General features: G+C 63.0%; 18 protein-coding genes. 10 read left to right on the top strand and 8 right to left on the bottom strand.

The window, feature by feature from the left end; translation table 11 throughout:
* Nucleotides 1–225: 225 nt before the first annotated feature.
* The gene (locus NKI99_RS27315; RefSeq protein WP_013529430.1) at nucleotides 226–1,077 is read right to left on the bottom strand and encodes a YihY/virulence factor BrkB family protein; all 852 of its coding nucleotides are present in this window, start codon (nucleotides 1,075–1,077) and stop codon (nucleotides 226–228) included.
* Between the two features lie 55 nt (nucleotides 1,078–1,132).
* Here NKI99_RS27315 and NKI99_RS27310 point away from each other — a divergent pair, with 55 nt between their 5' ends.
* The 7 genes from NKI99_RS27310 (at nucleotide 1,133) to NKI99_RS27280 (ending at nucleotide 6,680) form a co-directional block, all read left to right on the top strand.
* Complete coding sequence (locus NKI99_RS27310; protein WP_352612776.1) at nucleotides 1,133–1,999, top strand: SDR family oxidoreductase; 867 nt, start codon at nucleotides 1,133–1,135, stop codon at nucleotides 1,997–1,999.
* Nucleotides 2,000–2,023: 24 nt separating this feature from the next.
* Nucleotides 2,024–2,215 (top strand): twin transmembrane helix small protein, encoded by a 192-nt coding sequence (locus tag NKI99_RS27305; RefSeq protein ID WP_013529428.1) that lies wholly within the window; start codon nucleotides 2,024–2,026, stop codon nucleotides 2,213–2,215.
* 25 nt (nucleotides 2,216–2,240) lie between these two features.
* The gene (locus NKI99_RS27300) at nucleotides 2,241–2,822 is read left to right on the top strand and encodes a cob(I)yrinic acid a,c-diamide adenosyltransferase (RefSeq protein ID WP_023811132.1); all 582 of its coding nucleotides are present in this window, start codon (nucleotides 2,241–2,243) and stop codon (nucleotides 2,820–2,822) included.
* A gap of 29 nt (nucleotides 2,823–2,851) precedes the next feature.
* On the top strand, nucleotides 2,852–3,652 hold the full coding sequence (locus tag NKI99_RS27295) for a rhomboid family intramembrane serine protease (protein ID WP_023811131.1): 801 nt from the start codon (nucleotides 2,852–2,854) through the stop codon (nucleotides 3,650–3,652).
* Between the two features lie 213 nt (nucleotides 3,653–3,865).
* A complete protein-coding gene (locus NKI99_RS27290; protein ID WP_027038146.1) occupies nucleotides 3,866–4,615 on the top strand; it encodes an electron transfer flavoprotein subunit beta/FixA family protein in 750 nt (249 codons plus the stop codon).
* 24 nt (nucleotides 4,616–4,639) lie between these two features.
* The gene (locus NKI99_RS27285; protein ID WP_128304638.1) at nucleotides 4,640–5,569 is read left to right on the top strand and encodes an electron transfer flavoprotein subunit alpha/FixB family protein; all 930 of its coding nucleotides are present in this window, start codon (nucleotides 4,640–4,642) and stop codon (nucleotides 5,567–5,569) included.
* Between the two features lie 232 nt (nucleotides 5,570–5,801).
* On the top strand, nucleotides 5,802–6,680 hold the full coding sequence (locus tag NKI99_RS27280) for a 3-hydroxybutyryl-CoA dehydrogenase (RefSeq protein ID WP_013529423.1): 879 nt from the start codon (nucleotides 5,802–5,804) through the stop codon (nucleotides 6,678–6,680).
* A gap of 52 nt (nucleotides 6,681–6,732) precedes the next feature.
* Here the strand turns inward: NKI99_RS27280 and NKI99_RS27275 are convergent, their stop codons facing one another.
* The 3 genes from NKI99_RS27275 to NKI99_RS27265 all read right to left on the bottom strand — a co-directional run bounded on the left by NKI99_RS27275 (nucleotide 6,733) and on the right by NKI99_RS27265 (nucleotide 10,096).
* Nucleotides 6,733–8,694 carry a PAS domain S-box protein gene (locus NKI99_RS27275; protein ID WP_352612774.1) on the bottom strand — a complete coding sequence of 654 codons (1,962 nt, stop codon included), beginning with the start codon at nucleotides 8,692–8,694 and terminating at the stop codon, nucleotides 6,733–6,735.
* Nucleotides 8,695–8,904: 210 nt separating this feature from the next.
* Complete coding sequence (locus tag NKI99_RS27270; protein WP_352612772.1) at nucleotides 8,905–9,543, bottom strand: NrsF family protein; 639 nt, start codon at nucleotides 9,541–9,543, stop codon at nucleotides 8,905–8,907.
* A 1-nt stretch (nucleotide 9,544) separates the two neighbouring features.
* Nucleotides 9,545–10,096, bottom strand: coding sequence for a sigma-70 family RNA polymerase sigma factor (locus tag NKI99_RS27265; RefSeq protein WP_127379999.1), 552 nt, complete (start codon nucleotides 10,094–10,096; stop codon nucleotides 9,545–9,547).
* Nucleotides 10,097–10,347: 251 nt separating this feature from the next.
* On the opposite strand from NKI99_RS27265, the gene NKI99_RS27260 reads away from it, so the two are divergent.
* From NKI99_RS27260 to NKI99_RS27250, 3 genes are all read left to right on the top strand, one after another.
* Entirely contained in the window at nucleotides 10,348–11,355 is a 1,008-nt protein-coding gene (locus tag NKI99_RS27260) for an iron ABC transporter substrate-binding protein (RefSeq protein WP_352612770.1), read from the top strand.
* Between the two features lie 174 nt (nucleotides 11,356–11,529).
* Complete coding sequence (locus NKI99_RS27255) at nucleotides 11,530–13,110, top strand: ABC transporter permease (RefSeq protein WP_352612780.1); 1,581 nt, start codon at nucleotides 11,530–11,532, stop codon at nucleotides 13,108–13,110.
* Nucleotides 13,107–14,189 (top strand): ABC transporter ATP-binding protein, encoded by a 1,083-nt coding sequence (locus NKI99_RS27250; RefSeq protein ID WP_128304644.1) that lies wholly within the window; start codon nucleotides 13,107–13,109, stop codon nucleotides 14,187–14,189. Before NKI99_RS27255 ends, NKI99_RS27250 begins: the two co-directional genes overlap by 4 nt.
* A gap of 13 nt (nucleotides 14,190–14,202) precedes the next feature.
* Here the strand turns inward: NKI99_RS27250 and NKI99_RS27245 are convergent, their stop codons facing one another.
* From NKI99_RS27245 to ugpB, 4 genes are all read right to left on the bottom strand, one after another.
* Complete coding sequence (locus tag NKI99_RS27245; RefSeq protein WP_352612768.1) at nucleotides 14,203–15,270, bottom strand: sn-glycerol-3-phosphate import ATP-binding protein UgpC; 1,068 nt, start codon at nucleotides 15,268–15,270, stop codon at nucleotides 14,203–14,205.
* A gap of 7 nt (nucleotides 15,271–15,277) precedes the next feature.
* Complete coding sequence (gene ugpE, locus NKI99_RS27240) at nucleotides 15,278–16,126, bottom strand: sn-glycerol-3-phosphate ABC transporter permease UgpE (protein WP_352612766.1); 849 nt, start codon at nucleotides 16,124–16,126, stop codon at nucleotides 15,278–15,280.
* A 9-nt stretch (nucleotides 16,127–16,135) separates the two neighbouring features.
* Nucleotides 16,136–17,020, bottom strand: a complete 885-nt coding sequence (ugpA, locus tag NKI99_RS27235; RefSeq protein WP_352612764.1) for a sn-glycerol-3-phosphate ABC transporter permease UgpA — start codon at nucleotides 17,018–17,020, stop codon at nucleotides 16,136–16,138.
* A gap of 195 nt (nucleotides 17,021–17,215) precedes the next feature.
* Nucleotides 17,216–18,526: a sn-glycerol-3-phosphate ABC transporter substrate-binding protein UgpB gene (gene ugpB / locus NKI99_RS27230; RefSeq protein WP_023811116.1), complete on the bottom strand. Its 1,311-nt coding sequence runs from the start codon at nucleotides 18,524–18,526 to the stop codon at nucleotides 17,216–17,218.
* Nucleotides 18,527–18,610: the final 84 nt, after the last annotated feature.

Below are 18,610 nucleotides of genomic sequence, written 5' to 3'. Positions count from 1 at the left end.
CGTTCCGTCTCTTGCCATCGTATAAGTGTATTCTAGACAGGTGACGATCTGTGGTTTTGAGGCATTGAGGCATTGAGGCATTGAGGCATTGAGGCATTGAGGCATTGAGGCATTGAGGCATTGAGGCAGATGGGGGCCATCTGGCGCTGGGTGCTACGTCAATTCTTCAATTCTTCAATTCTCCCATTCCTCAATTCTCCCATTCCAGTTCCCCAATTCGACCTGTCATCCCACCCGCGCACGCGCCTCCAGATAGCGACTGATCGCGGCATTGAGCTCGCCGCCGAGGATGAAGATCGCCGACACCATGTAGAGGAAGACCACGGCGATCATGATCGAGGCCAGGCCGGCATAGGTCGTCACGTAGGACGAGAAGTGGTCGAGATAGGTGGCGAAGATGGTCGAACCGATAAGCCATGCCGCCAGCGTGAAGACGATGCCCGGCACCAGCGAGACGAAGCGGCGCTTGCCCGCCGGCAGCCAGAAATGCACGGCAAACAATCCGCCGACGATGACCGCCGAAGCGATGACGTAACGCCACAGGGTGATGGTGCCCATATAGGGCTTGATCCAGTCGATATGGGCTTCGGCGAGCCGCGCCAGCAGCGGCGCGAACACCAGGAGCACGCTGATCGCCAGGAAACCGGCCGTGGCGATGAGAACGAAGATGATGCTCTGCACCCGGCGGTAGATGATGCCGCGCGTTTCCGAAACGCGATAGGCGCGGTTGAGCGACGTGCGCAGCGCCTCGATGCCGTTCGACGCAAAATAGGCCGCAAGCACCACACCATAGGTCAAAAGGTCGGTGCGTCTGACGGTCAGCACATTGAGCACTTCGCGCGCGATCGGCTTGGCGATCTGTTCGGGCCAGGTGTCGAAGACCAGATGCACGGCCGTGTCGGAGAACGCCTGCGCACCCAGGAAGCTCGCCAGCGTCGTCGCGAAGATCAGGAACGGGAACAGCGCCATCAGCGATGTGATCGCCAGATGGCTGGCCATGGCCCAGCCGTCATCGGTGTTGAAATGGCCAAGCGCGTCGTAGAGAACCCGCTTGAGGGCTACGATCTTCCGCAACAAGAACCGCGCCCTCCAATTGTCTCCACGCCGGGAATATGGGAAGGGATTGCGGCAAATGGCAACCCTTGGCGAAACCACGAACAGTCCGGCGCAGAAGGTGCGCTCGATTATCATCACCGGTGCGTCTTCGGGAATAGGCGCGTACTGCGCCCGCGCGTTGAAGGTGGAAGGCTGGCGGGTGTTCGCAACGGCGCGCAAGCCGCAGGACATCGCCGCACTCGAAGCCGACGGCATCGAGGCCTTCTATCTCGATTATTGCGAGCCGGACTCCATCGCCGCGCTGGTGACGGCGGTGCTCGACCGCACCGGCGGCCGGCTCGACGCCCTGTTCAACAACGGCGCCTATGCGCAGCCGGGCGCCGTCGAGGATCTGCCCGTTGCGGCGCTCAAGCAGCAGTTCGAGGCGAATTTCTTCGGCTGGCATGATTTGACCCGCCGACTGGTGCCGGTGATGCGCCGCCAGGGTCAGGGCCGCATCGTCCACTGCTCGTCGATCCTTGGCCTGGTGCCGGTGCGCTTCCGCGGCGCCTATTCCGCGTCGAAGCATGCACTGGAGGCCTTGATGCTCTGCCAGCGCCAGGAACTGGCCGGCAGCGGCGTCCACGTTTCGCTGATCGAGCCGGGGCCGGTGAAGTCGAAGATCGCCAGCAATGGCCTCATTTGGTTTCTCAGCAGCATCGACCACGAAAATTCCGTGCACCGCGTGGACTATGCGGCGCAACTCGAGCGGTTGCGGGCCGGCGGCAGCCAATCGGCCTTGAAGCCAGGGCCGGAAGTCGTTCATGCGGCGCTGCGCCATGCACTTCTGTCGCGGCGCCCGCGCCCGCACTATGTGGTAACAGTGCCGGCCAGGATCGGTGCGGTGCTCAAACGCATCCTGCCGGCATCGATGCTCTACCGCCTGATGGCCAAACGCGCCTGAACGCCAAACAACTGGAACGCAACAATGGCAACCGTCTTCAACATTCTCGCCATTCTGGTCATGGTCGCCGTTGCGGTCGTGCTTGTTCGTGGCCTCATCAACATGATGCGCGGCGGTTCCGGCGTCACCTCGAACAAGCTGATGCAGGCACGCGTCATGCTGCAGGCCGTGGCGCTGGTGCTGATCCTGCTTGCGGTGTATTTCACCCGCAAGTGAGGATATCGGCAGCCGGGGAGGCGAAATGGTCAAGCTCAACAAGATCTACACCCGCACCGGCGATGATGGCACCACGGGTCTCGGCACCGGCGAAAGGCGGCTGAAATCCGACCTGCGGGTAGACGCTTACGGCACCGTCGACGAGGCCAATGCCTGCATCGGCATCGCCCGGGTCCACACGGCCGCGACCCATCCCGCGATCGATGCCATGCTTTCCCGCATCCAGAACGATCTGTTCGATCTCGGCGCCGATCTCGCCGTGCCCGACGACGGCAAGCCACTCGGCTACGAGCCGCTTCGCATCGTCGCCGTGCAGACCGACCGGGTCGAGAAGGACATCGACCTTCTCAACAAGGAGCTTCAGCCGCTCAAATCCTTCGTGCTCAATGGCGGCACGCCGGCAGCGGCGGCACTTCACCTTGCCCGCACCGTGGCGCGGCGGGCCGAAAGGCTGATCGTGGCCCTTGCCCAGGACCCGAACGAGCACGTCAACCGCGACGGACTGAAATACATCAACCGCGTCTCGGATTTCCTGTTTGTCGCCGCCCGGGCGGTCAATGACAACGGAAACGCCGACGTGCTATGGGTTCCCGGCAAGAACCGCTGATTGTCGAAAGCGGAAGAGGGCCTGGGGCAATGTTCATCCCGCTTTACGACACCAACAGGCTGCGGCACATCCGCCTGCAATATGTGACCATCGGGCTGATCGTGGTCAATGCCCTGGTCTACCTTGCCACCGCGCTCGGCGGCGAGAGTTTCTCCAATGCCGCCGTGCTTGGTCTCGGCTTCATCCCGTCGGTCGTCCATGACACCGCCGAGCTCGATCCCCGTTTCATCGTCATCCCCGAAAGCCTGAGCTATCTCACCTATTCCTTCCTGCATGCAGACATCTTCCATCTCGGCGGCAACATGCTGTTCCTGTGGGTGTTCGGCGACAATGTCGAGGATGCGCTCGGCCACATCCGCTACCTCATCTTCTACCTGTTGTGCGCGATCGCCGGCGCCGCTTTCCAGGGCCTCGTCGCCTGGGATTCGCAAGTGCCGCTGATCGGTGCCTCCGGCGCCATCGCCGGGGTGGTCGTCGCCTATCTGATCCTTTATCCCAGGGTGAAGGTCTGGGTGCTGGCCTTTGCCCGCATCCCGCTGCGGATTCCGGCCTTCATCCCGCTCATCCTGTGGGTGCTGTTCCAGGTGGTGATGTTTGCCGCCGGTGGCGAGGATCAGATCTCCTGGGCCTGCCATATCGGCGGCATCATCGCCGGAGCTGTTCTTGTGCTTGTCTTGCGCAGCCGCGGCGTGCCGCTGTTTGCCGGCGCCGACGAGGACGTCGCGCCCACCGCTCCCGACCAACCGCCGGTTGCCACGGAACCGCTGATCCCCGACCCGCCCGCCGCGACACCGCGCTGGGGGCGAGGAAACGCTTCCAGTTCGGACTGAACCGATTTGAGCGGCTTGCAGCGTATTGACGTGCAGGGTTGCCGCAACTACGGAAACGTCACCGCCGCAACCTAAGGCGGGCAAAGACCAGAATTTCCATCCGGCCAGAATTCCATCCGGCCAAAATTCAGTCAGGAATGTCGGCTTTCGACAACTCAGAAAGGGCGCAGGCTGTTATAGCGCGCCCAACTAGCGTGAAGAGGTGACAGGCAAATGAAGATCCTTGTACCCGTGAAGCGGGTTGTGGATGCGAACGTCAAGGTTCGCGTGAAGGCTGATGGTTCGGCGGTGGAGCTCGCCAACGTCAAGATGGCGATGAACCCGTTTGACGAAATCGCGGTGGAAGAAGCAATCCGGCTGAAGGAAGCCGGCAAGGCGGAAGAAATCATCGTCGTCTCGATCGGCCCGCAGCAGGCGCAGGAAACACTGCGCACCGCGCTCGCCATGGGCGCCGACCGCGCCATTCTGGTCAAGACCGATGAACAAACCGAGCCGCTCGGCGTCGCCAAGGTGCTGAAGGGCGTCGTCGACGCCGAGCAGCCCGGCCTCGTCATTCTCGGCAAGCAGGCGATCGACGACGACTCGAACCAGACCGGCCAGATGCTGGCGGCACTGCTTGGCTGGGCGCAGGGCACCTTCGCTTCCAAGATCGTGCTCGACGGCGACAAGGCCAAGGTGACGCGCGAAGTCGATGGCGGCCTGCAGACCGTGGAACTGAAGATGCCGGTGATCGTCACCGCCGACCTTCGCCTCAACCAGCCGCGCTATGCCTCCTTGCCCAACATCATGAAGGCCAAGAAGAAGCAGCTCGACGAAAAGACCCCAGCCGACTACGGCGCCGACGTCAAGCCGCGGCTGAAGGTCATCAAGACCGAGGAGCCGAGTGGCCGCAAGGCAGGCGTCAAGGTCAAGAGCGTCGCTGAGCTGGTCGACAAGCTCAAGAACGAAGCCGGCGTGCTGTAAGCGATCGGGAAAGGAACAAGAAAAATGGCTATTCTCCTCATCGCAGAACACGACAACGCAACGCTTTCCGACCAGACCGCCAAGGCGCTGTCGGCCGCCCTGCAGATCGGCTCGGACGTGCATGTGCTGGTTGCCGGCAAGGGCGCCAAGCCGGCAGCGGACGCTGCCGCCAAGCTCAAGGGCGTGAGCAAGGTGCTGCTGGCCGAAGCCGACGAACTCGCCGAGCGCCTCGCCGAGCCGACGGCAGCACTGGTTGTGTCGCTGGCGGGCGCTTACGACACCATCATCGCGCCGGCGACCTCGTCGGGCAAGAATGTCGCGCCGCGCGTGGCTGCGCTCCTCGATGTCGCGCAGGTGTCCGAGATCATCGAAGTCGTATCGGCCGACACCTTCAAGCGCCCGATCTATGCCGGCAACGCTATCCAGACGGTGCAGTCGAGCGACGCCAAGAAGGTGATCACGGTTCGCACAGCCTCGTTCCAGGCAGCCCCCGAGGGCGGCTCGGCGGCGGTCGAGACCGTCAAGGCCGCGGCCAATCCCGGCCTCTCCACCTTCGTCGAGAACAAGCTTTCCGAGACCGACCGTCCGGAGCTGACCTCGGCCAAGATCATCATCTCGGGTGGTCGTGCGCTGGGTTCGGCGGAGAAGTTCCAGGAGGTCATCCTGCCGGTCGCCGACAAGCTCGGTGCAGCCGTCGGCGCCTCCCGCGCCGCGGTCGATGCCGGCTATGCGCCGAACGACTGGCAGGTCGGCCAGACCGGCAAGGTGGTTGCCCCCGATCTTTACATCGCGGTCGGCATCTCCGGCGCCATCCAGCATCTCGCCGGCATGAAGGATTCGAAGGTCATCGTCGCCATCAACAAGGACGAGGAGGCGCCGATTTTCCAGGTTGCCGACTACGGCCTCGTCGGCGATCTCTTCGTCATTCTGCCGGAGCTGCAAAAGGCGCTTTGACGCTTTCTGCCAAAGGTATTAAATGGTGAGGGTGGGGTAGACGAAGTCGCCCCGCCCTTTTAGTTTGCACCGCACAAAAAGCAGGCCGCAAAGGCGAAAAGCAATCCAGCAAAAGTGCGCAGCGGTTTTCCCGGGAAAAGCGCGTAGCGCTTTCCCTAGGGAATTGCGGTAAAATAAAAAGGTGGAGCGCTTTCGCAGTTCAAGCGGAAGGGCTCAGGACGGGATCGGTGTAATGAGCAAGATCGAGACGATCGGCATCATCGGCGCGGGCCAGATGGGCGGCGGCATCGCCCATGTCTCCGCGCTTTCGGGCTACAAGGTGCTGATCTATGATATTTCGCCCGACCGCATCGAGAAAGGCATCGCCACAATCAGCGGCAACATGGCCCGCCAGGTGGGGTCCGGCAAGCTCGACGAGAAGGTGCGCAACGACGCGATGGGCCGCATTTCGGCCGCGCCCGCGATGGCCGATCTTGCCGGCGCGGATCTGGTGATCGAAGCGGCGACCGAGGACGAGACGGTCAAGCGCAAGATCTACGCCCAGCTCTGTCCGCAGCTCAATCCCGAAGCCATCCTGGCGACCAACACCTCGTCGATCTCGATCACGCGGCTTGCCGCGCAGACCGACCGGCCGGAGCGGTTCATCGGCATACATTTCATGAACCCGGTGCCGCTGATGAAGCTGGTCGAACTGGTGCGCGGCATCGCCACCGAGGACCAGACCTTCGAGGCGGCAAAGACCTATGTGAAGCAACTCGACAAGACGATTACGGTCTCGGAGGATTTTCCGGCCTTCATCGTCAACCGCATCCTGCTGCCGATGATCAACGAGGCGATCTACACCCTCTATGAGGGTGTCGGCTCGGTCGACGCCATCGACACCGCCATGCGGCTCGGCGCCAACCATCCGATGGGGCCGCTGCAGCTGGCCGATTTCATCGGGCTCGATACCTGCCTGTCGATCATGCAGGTGCTGCATGACGGCCTGTCGGACTCGAAGTACCGTCCTTGCCCGCTGCTGGTGAAATATGTCGAGGCCGGCTGGCTCGGCCGCAAAACCGGGCGCGGTTTTTACGATTATCGCGGCGAGCATCCCGTTCCGACGCGCTGAGCGCATCGTCGGCGCAAATCAGGGGCAAGCCTTTCGGCGGTGACAGGCTCGATCAGGAGGCCGCGGCCAGCGGCTCTGTCCGGCCATCCACGATCCGTGCGTCGGGCGCCACGGAGACACAGCCACGGCCGGCCGCCTTGGCCGCATAGCAGGCCGCATCGGCTCTCGCGATGATCTCGTCGACCTCGCCGCAATTGGCATTGATCGCAGCCAATCCGATGCTGGCGCCGATCACGTGAGGACGGCCGTCCCAGGTGAAATCCAGGCCGCCGATCGCATCGATGATGGAGCGCGCCGCGATCTTGGCGCCGGCTGCTGAACCCGATTTCAGAATGACCGCGAATTCGTCGCCGCCGAGGCGAGCGACGATATCGTCTGGACCAAGCACGCCGCGAATCGCCACGGCAACCCGCTTCAGCAGCGCGTCTCCCGCCGCGTGGCCGCCCGTGTCGTTGACCAGTTTGAAGTGGTCGAGATCGATGAACATGAACTGATGTCCGCTGGCTCCGGCCGACTTTGTCGTGTCGCCGGTCGACTTTGTCGTGTCGGCGGTGCCGTCCTTGCGCGCCTGGCCGACTAGGCCCTCCATGGCGCGGATGAAGCTCGAGCGATTGGCAAGGCCGGTCAGCGCATCGTGTGCCGCGGCGTGCGCCAGTTGGCGCTGCAGCGCGCGCGCATCGGTAAAGTCCTGGAAGACGATGACCAGCCCGCAGAATTCGTTCCGTTCGTTGATGATCGGCGACACGACCTGACGGATGCTGCAGCGCGTGTCGTCGCGCCGGATAAGGACGGCGCGGCTGTTCTGGTCGGCCGGCGCCTGAACGCCAACCACGGGCCGGGTCACGCCAATCCTGTGCCCCGTCTCCTCGTCGACCGCCCAGTAGACATGGCCAAGCACCTTGCCGAGGGCCTCGCCGCCGGCAATCCCGGTCAGCTTTTCGGCGACCGGGTTCATGAAGGTGATGCGGTTTGCGGCATCGGTGCAGATGACGGCATCGCCGATCGATTGCAGCGTCACCCTCAGCCGCTCCTTTTCATCGGCAAGCATTGCCGCCGACACAGTGAGGCGCTCTTCGGCCTCCTTGCGACGGGTGATGTCGGTCAGGCTGCCAATGGCCCTGATCAGCCGTCCATCCTCGTCGCGTTCGATAGCCTTGCCGCGGTCGAGTATCCACATCCAGTGGCCATCCTTGTGGCGCATCCTGAATTCGGCCTCAAAGAACGGTGTCTTGCCCTCGAGATGAGCGCGATCCGCTTCGGCGACAGTCTCGCGATCGTCGGGATGAATCATCGTCAGCCAGCTGTCGGTGTCGCCATCGAGCTCGCCATCCGCATAGCCCAGCATCTTGACCCAGGTCGAGGAATAGGTCGTGCCGCCCTTGCGCATGTCGAGGTCCCAGACGCCTTGGCCGGCACCAGCCAGAGCAAAATTCCAACGCGTTTCCGCTTCGGCAATGCGCGCCTCGGCCTGCTTGCGCGCGTCGATGTTCTCGATTTGCGAGACGAGATAGAGCGGACGGCCGCTGTTTTCATCGCGAATGACCGAGCCGGCAAGATGGGCCCAGACGGGCGTTCCGTCCTTCCTGAGATAACGCTTCTCGAAGTGGAAGGAATTGACCGTGCCCGCCTTCAGATCGTCCATCGTCTCCCGCCCGATCTGCAGATCGTCGGGATGCGTGATCTGGAAGAAAGTCAGCGCCTCGATCTCTTCGCTTGTGTAGCCAAGCATGGCGGCGAAGGCCGGATTGGTCTGGCGGATGCGACCGTCGAGACCGACAACCACGATGCCGATCGCCGAATCCTCCATGGCGCGGCGGAAGCGCAGTTCGCTCTCGGCGATCTGTTGGCGATCCCTGCTGATCCTGCGGGCGGACAGAGCAGCGAGGAACAGCGCGCCCGCCGCCACCGCCACCGCGATCCGCAGGCAGAGCTTCAGCGCTTCGGTGCCGAGGTCCAGGCGCGAAAGCAGGATCGAGGTCGCCAGCACGCCCAGGCCGGCGACGAGCAACGCCAACCCTGCATGCCCAAGAGATTCTCGGCTGGTCAATCCTCGCCACATCACGATACGTGCCACCCCCGTGCGCAAACGCATGTTCTCGCATCAACCTTGGCGGATCGATTTTAAGGAAAGGTTGCGTCCGGCATGCCGGCGTGGTCGCTAACCGGCAAACAATTGCCGGCATGATTAAGGATCGGTGCATGGGTCCGCGATCGTTACGAAACGCTACCAGCGTATGAGGAACCGTCCGCCGAGCGCACCGAGCAATGCGAGCGCTGCGATCGCTATCGTGTACCAGGGGGCGACGAAAAGCGGCGAGTCGTCGAAGCAATGCGCGGCATAGAAGGTTGCCGCCAGCCCGCCGGCGAGCAGACCCGCCACCGCACCGGCAAGCACCGGCCGTGTCGGCGCGCCATAGCGCAGCATCCACAGGAAGACGGCAAGCGGGCCAATACCGATCAGCGGGATGAAGCCCATGCAGAGCATCATGTTGTTGCCGACCATCCGTGTACCCCACAGCGCCTCCGGCACCATGAAAAGCTCCAGAAGCACCGCCACGGCTACCAGCACTGGCGCCGCGGCCATCCAGGCCATTGCCCGGCCCGTCGAGGCGCCCGGCGTCGACAAGGCGCGGATCAGGGCGAAGGCGCTGACGGCAAGCACGATGGTGAAGACGAATTTGGAGAGGAAGCGCATCGTGTGCGCGGCCGCCATGAAGTCTGGGCGCGGGCCGATGGTCAGCAGGAAAACGATGGCCGCGATCACCGCCCCCGCACCGGCGGCCAGCCACCAGGCCGATTGCAGCGGCATCGCCTTGCTGCTTGCATCGGCGTCCAGCGCCCTGATGAGATCGTCCGTCCTCATGTCATTCCCGCCCGAACCGCCCCTGCCCGAATCGCTTGGCTATCGCGGCAAGTCCGCGATGCAGCGACACACGCACCGCCGTCTCGCTGATGCCGAACTTCGCCGCCGTCTCACCGATGGACCGCCCTTCCACCGACACGGCCGAGACCACGGAGCGCTGTGCCGGCGACAGGCTGTCCAATGCCCGGTTGATGTCTCGCTCGCTGACGGTCTCGGTTTCCGGCTCGGCGAACGTCTCGGCGATATCGTCGACATCGATCTCGATGCGCCGTCCGCGCCGCCGGAACGCATCGATCAGCTTGAAGCGGGCGATCGCGTAGATCCACGGCAACACCGGCGCATCCTGGCGCCAAGTATGTCGTTTTACATGAATGGCCAGCAAGGTTTCCTGCACGACATCCTCGGGATCGACCCCGCCCTGCACGATCTTGCGCCTGGCAAAACCGCGAACCAGCGCGGCAATCCGGTGCAGAAAGTCGGCGTAAGCCCTTTCATCTCCTGCGATCGCGGCCCGCATCAGCCGGGAAAGTTCGGCCTCGTCCTTGCCGCTCACAAGAGTTCACTCCCCCGAATTTCGCGTCTCGGCGCTGATTTGTTACGTGGCCGGCGAAATAATGTCCAAGCCAAACTGCCGGCAAATCACGAAAGTTTGCGGCATTGCCGAGCCGTGAGCATCACGCGGAATTGTCCGTTCGGTACCGACCTTTGCACTTCAGCGGCCGATTGAAGCAGATCACCAATGTTGACTAAGGCTGTCAGGTATCGGTAGGTGAGCCGGTGCCAACCGAACTTTAGGACAATGACATGAAATACGCTCTTTCCACTCTCGCCGGCGCCACCGCGCTGGCAATCATGCTGATCGCCAGCCCGTCGATGGCGGAAGATGATGGCATCATTGTCTACAACGCCCAGCACGAAAGCCTGACCAAGGCGTGGGCCGAAGGCTTCACCAAGGAGACCGGCATCAAGGTCACCGTGCGCAATGGCGGCGACAGCGACTTCTCCAACCAGATCGTCGCTGAGGGCACTGCTTCGCCGGCCGACGTGTTCCTGACGGAAAACTCGCCGGCCATGGTGCTGGTCGAGACGGCCGGCCTGTTCGCGCCGGTCGACGCCGACACGTTGGCACAGGTTCCCCAGGACTATCAGCCGGCCAGCGGCAAATGGGTCGGCGTCGCAGCGCGCAGCACGGTCTTTGCCTATAACAAGACCAAGCTGACCGCCGACCAGTTGCCCAAGTCGATGCTTGACCTCGCCGATCCGAGCTGGAAGGGCCGTTGGGCCGCCTCCCCGTCAGGCGCCGATTTCCAGGCCATCGTCAGTGCCCTGTTCCAGCTCAAGGGCGAAGCCGCTACCGCCGACTGGCTGAAGGCGATGAAAACCAACTTCACCGCCTATAAGGGCAACAGCACGGTGATGAAGGCGGTCAATGCCGGCGAGATCGAAGGCGGCGTGATCTATCACTATTACTACTTCGGCGATCAGGCCAAGACCGGCGAAAACAGCGGGAATGTCGAGCTGCACTATTTCAAGAACCAGGATCCGGGCGCGTTCGTCTCGATCTCCGGCGGCGGTGTGCTGGCCTCGAGCAAGCATCCGAAGGAAGCCCAGGCCTTCCTGAAATGGCTGACAGGCAAGGGCGGCCAGGACGTGCTGAAGACCGGCGATTCCTTCGAATACCCGGTCGGCAAGGGTGCGGAGTCCAACCCGAAGCTGGTGCCGCTCGTCGATCTGCAGGCACCAAAGGTCGACGCCACGACGCTGAACTCCAAGAAGGTCACCGACCTGATGACGGCAGCCGGCTTGCTTTAGTTGCCATTCGTCCTAAAAGGACACCCGACCACGCTCCCGCGGGAATTCGCCTTCCGCGGGAGTGATTTTGTTTTTCGAGATGACATTCGTCGATGACGACACGCTGTGTTCCCGACCGTGATCGCGGTCTTTCAATTGCTGCCGCTGGACGGCAGCGGCACGGCGTCTGACCTGATGCAGTCCGCGGTTGATCTCGCGCGCTCGGGCCTGCCTTCGGGCACAGGCCGAAGGGCCCGGCGCCGAGCCCCGCTTTGGCTGGTCATTGCCGCCATCTTCGTTGCGCTGCTGGCGCTGGTGCCGCTCGCCTTCATCATCTGGATCGCGGTGCAGACCGGCTGGGAAACCGTCTCGGCGCTGGTCTTCCGGCCGCGTGTCGGCGAGCTTCTGGTCAACACTGTCCTGCTGGTCGCGCTCTCCGTGCCGATCACCATCGTGCTGTCGGTTGCGCTGGCCTGGCTGACCGAGCGCAGCGACCTGCCGGGCGCCCGGCTCTGGGCCTGGCTCTGCGTGGCGCCGCTTGCCATCCCGGCTTTCGTGCACAGCTATGCCTGGGTCACCATGGTGCCGGGACTGCACGGCCTGTGGGCCGGCGTGCTGGTTTCCTTGATCGCCTATTTCCCGTTCCTGTATCTGCCGGTGTCGGCGGCATTGCGCCGTCTCGATCCCGCCCTCGAGGACGCTGCCGCCGCACTCGGCCTTGGACCCCGGCGCGTGTTCTGGCGGGTCGTGCTGCCGCAATTGCGGCTCGCCATCTGCGGCGGCTCGCTGCTGGTCGGCCTGCATCTGCTGGCCGAGTACGGCCTCTATGTCTTCATCCGCTTCGACACCTTCACCACGGCGATCGTCGACCAGTTCCAGTCGACCTTCAACGGACCGGCCGCCAACATGCTGGCCGGCGTGCTGGTCAGTTGCTGCTTCGTGCTGCTCGGCCTCGAAGTGCTGGTGCGCGGCGAGGAGCGCTATGCCCGCGTCGGCTCAGGTGCGGCGCGCCATCAGCAACGCACGAGCCTCGGACGCGCCACCATCCCGAGCCTGCTCTTGCTTGTCGTCACCACGCTTTTGGCGCTCGGCGTGCCGTTCGTCACCATCGGTGGCTGGCTTGCCGCCGGCGGCGCCGCTGTCTGGCGCTTGGACGAAATCGGCCTGGCGCTTGGCCAGACGCTGTTCCTGGCGCTCGCCGGCGCCTTGCTGGCCACCGTCGCCGCCATGCCGATGGCCTGGATCTCGATCCGCGCGCCGGGGCCGTTGCAGCGTCTGCTGGAGGGCTGCAACTATATTGTCGGCTCGTTGCCAGGGGTTGTCATTGCGCTGGCGCTGGTCACCATCACGGTGCGCATCGCGCTGCCGCTCTACCAGACCCTGTTCACCATCCTGGTGGCCTATGCGCTGATGTTCCTGCCGCGCGCGCTGGTCAGCCTGCGGGCGTCGATCGCGCAGGCGCCGGTCGAGCTCGAACGCGCCGCTTCCAGCCTCGGCCGGCCGCCGCTGCAGGCGCTGTGGTCGACGACGATCCGCCTGTCGGCGCCGGGTGCCGCGGCCGGGATGGCGCTGGTGGCGCTCGGCATCATGAACGAACTGACCGCCACCCAGATGCTGGCGCCCAACGGCACCCGCACGCTGGCGATGGCGTTCTGGTCCTACAGTGGTGAGATTGATTATGCCTCGGCGGCACCTTACGCCTTCATCATGGTGGCGATGTCGCTGCCCTTGACCTGGCTGCTCTATGTCCAGTCGAAACGGATGGCCGGACGATGAGCTTTCTCGAAATCAGCGGCCTGCACAAGCACTACGGTCCGGTGGCCGCTCTTGCCGGCGTCGACCTGAGCGTCGCCAGTGGTAGCCGCACGGCGATTGTCGGTCCGTCCGGCTGCGGCAAGACGACCTTGCTGCGGCTGATCGCCGGCTTCGAGGCCCCGGACCAGGGCCGCATCACGCTCGATGGCGAGGTGCTGGCCAATGGCGGCGCGGCGGTACCAGCGCATCGCCGCGGCATCGGCGTGGTGGCGCAGGACGGCGCCCTGTTCCCGCATCTGACCATTGCCGACAATATCGGCTTCGGCATGGCCCGAGGCGAGGACAAGCGCGCTGAGCGCATCGTCGAGCTCGCCTATATCGTCGGGCTCGACAAGGCGATCCTCAAACGCCGCCCGCACGAACTCTCCGGCGGCCAGCAGCAGCGTGTGGCATTGGCCCGCGCCATGGCGATGAAGCCCAGGCTGATGCTTCTGGACGAGCCGTTCTCGGCGCTCGATACCGGCCTGCGCGCCTCGATGCGCAAGGCGGTAGCCGAGCTGCTGGAAGCCGCCGGCATCACCACCATCCTGGTGACGCACGACCAGGCCGAGGCGCTGTCCTTCGCCAGCCAGGTCGCGGTGATGCGCGACGGCAAGTTCTCGCAAATCGGCACGCCGCGCGAGCTCTATCTCAAGCCGAAGGACAGGATGATCGCCGAATTCCTGGGCGACGCCATCATCCTGCCGGCCAAGATATCGAATGGCTTCGCCAACTCGCCGCTCGGCCGCATCGCGGTCGACACCAATGACAGCCGCGACATCGCCCGCATCATGCTTCGCCCGGAGCAGATCGCGCTGAAGAGAACGTCGCGCGAGGGCATGTCCGGCACCTCGGACATGCTGTTCGGCGAAGTGACGGAATCGGAATTCGCCGGCTCGATGTGCACGGTCGCGGTGCGGCTCTTGAACAATGCCGATCCGCCCGATGCGGCAGCGATCGGCAACACGCCGCTGGTCCTGCGCAAACCGGGCATGGACGCGCCGGCGGTCGGCGAGATCGTCCGACTGACCGTATCGGGAAAGGCGCATGTCTTCGCCTGAACGCCGTATGCGGTTAACCGACGCGCTTTCCTGCCTGATCGAACCAGTGCAGCTTTTCTGCCTTGGCAACCACGCGCAATTGGTTGCCAACCGTGGCGGTGGCGCGACCCGCGACACGCACGACGATGCGGTTGCCGCCTGCCGCACAGTGAAGGAAACTTTCGGCGCCTACCGGTTCGACTGCCTCGACCAGCGCCGGCAGGACGAGCGCGCCGGACGGCGCCTCCGCATTGAAGGTGACGTCGGCATCCTCGGGCCGAAAACCGAGGGTCGCAGCTCTTGCCTCCCGAGGCGCGAAAGCGATCGCCGTGCCGTCTGCGAGCACCGCGCCCGAGGCGCCTTCGGTCAGTGCCAGGAGATTCATCGGCGGCGCGCCGATGAAGGAAGCGACGAAGGTCGAGGCCGGTCTTTCGTAGACGTCGAGCGGCGCCCCCATTTGCTCGACCAGTCCGGCATTCATGACGACGAGAATGTCGGCCAACGTCATCGCCTCGAGCTGGTCATGCGTGACATAGACCGACGTGACGCCAAGCGAGCGTTGCAGGTTCTTTATCTCGACCCGCATCTGGCCACGCAATTTGGCATCGAGATTGGAGAGCGGCTCGTCGAACAGGAAAACCCTCGGGTTGCGCACAATGGCACGACCCATGGCGACACGCTGGCGCTGGCCGCCGGAAAGCTCCCGCGGGCGGCGGTCGAGCAGCGCCGAAAGTTCCAGTATTTTCGCCGTCGCGCGAACCCGGCTGTCGATCTCGTCCTTCGGCGTGCCGCGGTTGCGCAGCCCATAGGCCATGTTGTCGTAGACTTTCATATGCGGATAGAGCGCGTAGTTCTGGAACACCATGGCGATGTCACGCTCGGTTGGACCAATTGAGTTTACGATCTTGCCATCGATCGCAACTGTTCCCGAGGAGATGGTTTCGAGCCCGGCGATCATTCTGAGCAGCGTGGACTTGCCGCAGCCCGATGGGCCGACCAGCACGCAAAGCTCCTTGTCGGGAACTGCGATTGAAACGCCCTTCACGGCCTCGAAACCGCTGGGGTAGACCTTCTTCACATCCTTCAGATCGACGGTCGCCATCAGCTTCTCACTTTTCGGAATCGACCAGGCCGCGAACGAACCAGCGTTGCATCAGCACCACGACCAGGATCGGCGGCACGATGGCCAGCATCGCTGTGACCATGACCAGGTTCCATTGCGTATCGGCATCGGCGAAGGAGACCATCTTTCTGAGCGCGATGACGATCGTGTTCATGTTGCTGCTGTTGGTGACGAGCAACGGCCATAGATACTGCGTCCAGCCATAAATGAAGAGGATGACGAACAGCGCCGCGATATTTGTCCGCGACAACGGCAACAGGATATCGAAGAAGAAGCGCCACGGCCCCGCACCGTCGACACGCGCCGCCTCCACCAGCTCACCTGGAATGGTCATGAAAAACTGTCGAAACAGCAATGTGGCGGTGGCCGAGGCGATCAGCGGGATGATCAAGCCGGCATAGGTGTCGATCATGCCGAGATCGACCATCACCTTGTAGGTCGGCAGGATGCGCACCTCAACGGGAAGCATCAGGGTGATGAAGATCAGCCAGAAGAAGACCATCCGCAGCGGAAAACGGAAGAACACGATCGCATAGGCCGACAGGATCGAGATGAAAATCTTCCCCACCGCGATGCCGAGCGCCATGACCGTGGTGTTGAGCAGCAATCGACCGACGCTGACGCCGCCGATGCGACCGACACCGCCGAACAGCGCCTCGGTGTAATTGTTCCAGAACTGATCGCCGGGCAGGAGCGGCAACGGCGGCCTGAGGATCGTTTGCAGCGTCTGCGTCGAGGCAACGAACGTGTAGTAGATCGGGAAGGCAACGATCAATATGCCGAGGATCAGCACGACGTGGGCGATGACGGTGCGGAGCGGTGACTGGCCGATCATCGCTCGCCCTCAGCCGTAATGGACTTTGCGTTCCACATAGCGGAACTGGATGGCCGTGAGCGAGATGACGATGACCATCAGGATGACCGACTGCGCCGCCGAGTCACCGAGGATCAGATTGACGAAGCCGTCATTGTATACCTTGTAGACCAGCGTCTCAGTCGTCTTGCCCGGACCGCCTCCGGTGACGGCATGGACGATGCCGAACGTGTCGAACAGGGCATAGACGGTGTTGACGACCAGCAGGAAGAAGGTCGTCGGCGCAAGCAGCGGGAAGACGATGGTCCAGAATCGCTTGGTCTCGCCGGCGCCGTCCATGGCCGCCGCCTCGATCAAGGCTTTCGGCACCGCCTGCAGGCCGGCGACGAAGAACAGGAAATTGTAGCTGATCTGCTTCCAGGCAGCGGCGGACACCAGCAGGATCATGGCGTGGGTGCCGTTGAGCAGTGGATCCCAGGCGATGCCGAAACTCCTCAGCGTGTAGGCCAGCGACCCGATCGACGGGTTGAAGAGGAACAGCCACAACATACCGGCGATCGCCGGCGCCACCGCGTAGGGCCAGATCAAGAGCGTGCGGTAGAGACCTTTGCCGCGCACCACCTTCTCTGCCATGACCGCGAGCAGGAGCGCCACGCACATGGCGACGATAGCGGTCGCAAGGGAAAACACCACCGTGACCTTGATCGAGTTCAGGTAGGCCGGATCGGCAAGCACTTTCCTGAAATTGGCGAACCAGACGAACTTGGTCCTCAGTCCGAACGGGTCCTGCCTGAGCATGGATTGGTAGAACGCCTGACCGGCCGGCCAGTAGAAAAAAACGAGCGTGATGGCCAGTTGCGGCGCCACCAGCAGGTAGGGAAGGATCTTGTTGGGAAACACGACGCGAGGGGTCATGGAGCCACTCCGAGGTGATGAGGCGGGCGGCACGATGCGGCACCCCTCTTCGCCAAGATGGCTTTGAAGAGCGTTTCGGCGTTGGCATCATCGACCATTGGCGAAATCGCAAGGGACGGCAAAACTCCCCTCGCCGAGGGGAGATGCCTGGCAGGACAGATGGGCGCGCCGTAGAGCAAAGGACCTGCGCTCGCTCTAATTCCCCAGCGCTTCCTTGATCGCGGCGTTGCCACGCGTAACCGCATTGTCGAGCGCCTGCTGGGCGGTTTGCTGGCCGGCGAGCATCTTCTCGAACTCCTCGTTCTGGATATCGCGCACCTGCGGCAGGTTCGGCAGACGTACGCCCTTGGAATTGTCGGTCGGTGCCTTACCCGTCATCTGCAGGATCGGGGTCTCGCGACCGACGTTCTTGTCATAGAAACCGGACTTCTTGGTCGCTTCATAAGCCGCCAGCGTCACCGGCAGATAACCCGACTTCTGGTGCAGGTATTCTTGCACCTCGGTCTTCGACAGGTAGGCGAAGAAGGCCGCGACGCCCTTGTATTCCTCGTCGGATTTATCAGCGAAAACCCACAGGCTGGCGCCACCCGGCGTCGTGTTCTGCGGCGCGCCCTTGGCGTCGCTGTCATAGGGCAATTGGCCGATGCCGTAATTCATGCCGGACTTGACGATATCGCCAAGGCCGCCGGAGGATTCGGTCATGATCCCGCATTCGCCAGCGAGGAAGATCTGCTTGGCTTCGGAGGTGCGGCCGCCATATTTGAAGGTGCCGTCCTTGGCGAGGTCTGCGAGCGCTTGGAAATGGTTGACGAAAATCGGCGCATTGATCTTGAGCTCGACATCGCCGCCGGCCAGACCGTTCTGCTGGGTGGCCCATGACACGTCATTCCAGGCCGCGAAATTCTCCAGATGGATCCAGGTCAGCCAGGTCGAGGTGTAGCCGCAGGCGGCTGCGCCGCTCGCCTTGATCTTCTTGGCATCTTCCCACACCTCATTCCAGGTCTTGGGTGGGCTGTCGACGTCGAGACCAGCCTTCTTGAAGATATCCTTGTTGTAATAAAGGATCGGCGAGGAGGAGTTGTAGGGGAAGGAGAGCATGGTGCCGTCCGGCTTCGAATAATAGCCGACTATGCCTGGCAGATACTGGCTCTTGTCGAAGGTCATTCCAGCGCTGGTCAACACATCGGCTGCCGGCTTGATTGCGCCTTCGGCTGCCATCATCACGCCGGTGCCGACATCGAACACCTGCATGATATCGGGCGCCTGGCCCGCGCGGTAGGCGGCGATGCCGGCATTCAGCGTCTCGGGATACGTGCCTTTGAACACCGGAACGAGTTCATAGTCGCTCTGGCTGGCATTGAAATCTTTGGAGATCTTGTCGACAACTTCGGCATTGGCGCCAGTCATGGCGTGCCACCAACTGATCTGCGTGACAGCAAAAGCGGAGGTTGAGGAAAGCAGCATAAAGGTGGCGGCAACACCGGCCGCGAAGCCGAAGGACTTCATGTTTCATCTCCCGTTTGTCATTGGCGAAAGGGGCACTCCCGCAAAGGCAATATGTGTCGCTCGTGACAATCAGACAACGGTTTT

It is taken from the genome of Mesorhizobium sp. M0239, from assembly GCF_040321815.1.
GTDB lineage: Bacteria > Pseudomonadota > Alphaproteobacteria > Rhizobiales > Rhizobiaceae > Mesorhizobium.
The sequence above is the reverse complement of the archived record's forward strand: the minus strand, read 5'-3'. Positions and strand labels throughout refer to the sequence as shown.